The organism is Vibrio marinisediminis, assembly GCF_014050145.1.
In the GTDB taxonomy this organism is placed as follows: Bacteria; Pseudomonadota; Gammaproteobacteria; order Enterobacterales; family Vibrionaceae; genus Vibrio; species Vibrio marinisediminis.
In genome coordinates, this window is sequence record NZ_JACFYF010000360.1 from 1 (window position 1) to 234 (window position 234).

Annotated in this window: 1 protein-coding gene; it reads right to left on the reverse strand. The window is 67.5% G+C overall.

Annotation, left to right across the window (positions count from 1 at the left end):
* The coding region (locus H2O73_RS24350; RefSeq protein ID WP_220457790.1) for a hypothetical protein at positions 1-234 on the reverse strand (234 nt) is incomplete at both ends.

Genomic DNA, 234 nt, shown 5'->3' on the forward strand with positions numbered 1-234 from the left:
CCCGCGCCCCACGCAGCACGACACGCGCCCGGGCGATCTCCTGGTCCGTACCCGCGAGGACATATTCCGGACCCCCACTGGGAGCGGCCACCTCGTTGCCGGTGGCGGGGCGAATTGGAACATCCGGAATACGGTCCAAGGCCTCTTCCAAGAGCCTGCCCTGACAAATGCGGCCCGTGCGCAGCGTCCGTTCCACCCCCAGCAGCAGCCGAACGACCAGTTCGAACTCTCCGT